This is a genomic window from Streptomyces sp. 8P21H-1 (assembly GCF_013302945.1).
Genome location: NZ_JABTYA010000186.1, coordinates 1 through 3,028, shown reverse-complemented (window position 1 = coordinate 3,028; position 3,028 = coordinate 1). Strand labels below are relative to the sequence as shown.

The following is a 3,028-nucleotide window of genomic DNA, read 5'->3' as shown; positions in this document are numbered from 1 at the left end:
CCTCTCACGGGCCGCCCGCGCAGCCGCCGTCCACCGCGGCACGGGCGGTGTCGCCGCCGCGTGGGAGGATCCCGGTGTACCGCACACGTGTGCTCGAAGAGGAGGCCACGATGGCCGGCAAGCCGCCCCAGAACGACCCGGTCCAGGACGCGCCGCAGGTCGCCGGGCCGAAGCACGCCGCGGCCGGGCTGCCGGCCGTCGGGCACACCCTGCGCGTCGCACAGCGGCAGATGGGCGTGCGGCGCACGGCGCTGACGCTGCTGCGGGTCAACCAGAAGGACGGCTTCGACTGCCCGGGCTGCGCCTGGCCCGAGCCCGAGCACCGGCACACGGCGGAGTTCTGCGAGAACGGCGCCAAGGCGGTCGCGGAGGAGGCCACCCTGCGCCGCGTGACCCCGGACTTCTTCGCCGCGCACCCGGTCGCCGACCTCGCCACCCGCAGCGGCTACTGGCTGGGCCAGCAGGGCCGTCTCACGCATCCCGTGTACCTCGCGGAGGGCGCCGACCGCTACGAGGCGGTGTCGTGGGAGCGCGCCTTCGACATCGTCGCCGAGGAGCTCACCGCCCTCGCCTCCCCCGACGAGGCGCTGTTCTACACCTCGGGCCGCACCAGCAACGAGGCGGCGTTCCTCTATCAGCTGTTCGCCCGCGAGTTCGGCACGAACAACCTGCCCGACTGCTCCAACATGTGCCACGAGTCGTCCGGCTCCGCACTGAACGAGACGATCGGCGTCGGCAAGGGCAGCGTCCTGCTGGACGACCTCCACCGGGCCGACCTGATCATCGTGGCCGGGCAGAACCCGGGCACCAACCACCCGCGCATGCTCTCCGCCCTGGAGAAGGCGAAGGGCAACGGCGCGCGGATCATCACGGTGAACCCGCTGCCCGAGGCGGGCATGGAGCGCTTCAAGAACCCGCAGACCCCCCGGGGCATGTTCAGGGGCGCCGCCCTCACCGACCTGTTCCTGCAGATCCGCATCGGCGGCGACCAGGCCCTCTTCCGTCTCCTGAACAAGCTGATACTCGACACGAAGGGCGCCGTCGACGAGGCCTTCGTCGCCGAGCACACGCACGGTTACGAGGAGTTCGCCGAGGCCGCCCGCGCCGCCGACTGGGACGAGACGCTCACCGCGACGGGCCTCACGCGCGCGCAGATCGAGGAAGCGCTCGGCATGGTCCTCGCCTCGGAGCGCACCGTCGTGTGCTGGGCGATGGGCCTCACCCAGCACAAGCACTCCGTGCCGACGATCCGCGAGGTCGTCAACTTCCTCCTGCTGCGCGGCAACATCGGCCGGCCGGGCGCCGGCGTGTGCCCCGTGCGCGGCCACTCGAACGTGCAGGGCGACCGCACCATGGGCATCTTCGAGCGCCCCGCGCCCGCCTTCCTGGACGCCCTGGAGAAGGAGTTCGGCTTCGCCCCGCCGCGCGGGCACGGCCACGACGTCGTCCGCGCCATCCGCGCGATGCGCGACGGCAAGGCCAAGGTCTTCTTCGCGATGGGCGGCAACTTCGTGTCGGCGTCCCCCGACACCGAGGTCACCGAGGCGGCGATGCGCCGCGCCCGCCTCACCGTGCACGTGTCGACGAAGCTCAACCGCTCGCACGCCGTCACGGGCGCCCGCGCCCTGATCCTGCCCACCCTCGGCCGCACCGAGCGCGACCTCCAGGCCGGCGGCGAGCAGTTCGTGACCGTCGAGGACTCCATGGGCATGGTGCACGCCTCACGCGGCCGTCTGGAGCCCGCGAGCGAGCACCTGCTGTCCGAGCCCGCCATCGTGTGCCGCCTCGCGCGCCGGGTCCTCGGCGAGGCGTCCCGGACGCCCTGGGAGGAGTTCGAGAAGGACTACGCCACCGTCCGTGACCGCATCGCCCGCGTCGTGCCGGGCTTCGACGACTTCAACGCCAAGGTGGCCGACCCGGCCGGCTTCGCCCTGCCGCACGCCCCGCGCGACGAGCGCCGCTTCCCCACGGCCACCGGCAAGGCCAACTTCACCGCCGCGCCCGTCGAGCACCCGGAGCTCCCCGAGGGCCGCCTGCTCCTGCAGACCCTGCGCTCGCACGACCAGTACAACACCACGATCTACGGCCTCGACGACCGCTACCGCGGGATCAGGAACGGCCGCCGGGTGGTCCTGGTGAACCCCGAGGACGCCCGCGAACTGGGCTTCGCCGACGGCTCGTACACCGATCTCGTCAGCGAGTGGAAGGACGGGGTGGAGCGCCGCGCCGCCGGTTTCCGCGTCGTGCACTACCCGACGGCCCGCGGCTGCGCGGCCGCGTACTACCCGGAGACGAACGTCCTGGTGCCGCTGGACGCCACCGCCGACACCAGCAACACGCCCGCCAGCAAGTCCGTCGTGGTCCGTCTGGAACAATCGGCCACCGACTGAGCGCCCGCTCAGCCGCACGGTCCGGACACAGGCACAGGCACAGACACAGGTACAGGCACCAGCACAGGCACCAGCAGCACGACCGACGACGTAAGGAAGCGGACCCCATGGGCGAGCAGCACCACGTGAAGTTCCCGCAAGAGGTCATCGACGAGTACTCCGCACTGGGCGTGGACCTGGCCGCCATGTTCTCCGCCGGGCACCTCGGCACGCGCATGGGCGTCCAGATCGTGGAGGCCTCCGCGGACCGCGTCGTCGGCACCATGCCGGTCGAGGGCAACACCCAGCCGTACGGGCTCCTGCACGGCGGTGCCTCCGCCGTCCTCGCCGAGACCCTCGGCTCGGTCGGCGCCATGCTGCACGGCGGCAGCTCCAAGATCGCCGTCGGGGTCGACCTCAACTGCACCCACCACCGGGGCGCCCGCTCCGGCCTGGTCACCGGGGTGGCCACCCCCCTGCACAGGGGCCGTTCGACGGCCACGTACGAGATCGTGATCAGCGACGAGGACGGCAGGCGGGTGTGCAGCGCGCGGCTGACGTGCCTGCTGCGCGACGTGAACCCGGACGACGCCCGGCGGGCCGGCGCGACGGGCTGAGCGCCGGGCGGGCCCGGACGGCCGGGAGACCGGACGGCCGGT

2 protein-coding genes are annotated in these 3,028 nt (G+C 72.6%); both read left to right on the top strand.

Annotation, left to right across the window (positions count from 1 at the left end):
- The first annotated feature begins 110 nt into the window (after positions 1 to 110).
- Positions 111 to 2,390, top strand: a complete 2,280-nt coding sequence (locus HO151_RS03060) for an FdhF/YdeP family oxidoreductase (RefSeq protein ID WP_173894576.1) — start codon at positions 111 to 113, stop codon at positions 2,388 to 2,390.
- A gap of 107 nt (positions 2,391 to 2,497) precedes the next feature.
- On the top strand, positions 2,498 to 2,986 hold the full coding sequence (locus tag HO151_RS03055; RefSeq protein WP_173894575.1) for a PaaI family thioesterase: 489 nt from the start codon (positions 2,498 to 2,500) through the stop codon (positions 2,984 to 2,986).
- Positions 2,987 to 3,028 lie beyond the last annotated feature (42 nt).

What these genes read in the sequence shown, in the direction of transcription:
- HO151_RS03060 (WP_173894576.1), top strand. Translation starts at nt 111, where the DNA reads ATGGCCGGCAAGCCGCCCCAGAACGACCCGGTCCAGGACGCGCCGCAG.
- HO151_RS03055 (WP_173894575.1), top strand. Translation starts at nt 2,498, where the DNA reads ATGGGCGAGCAGCACCACGTGAAGTTCCCGCAAGAGGTCATCGACGAG.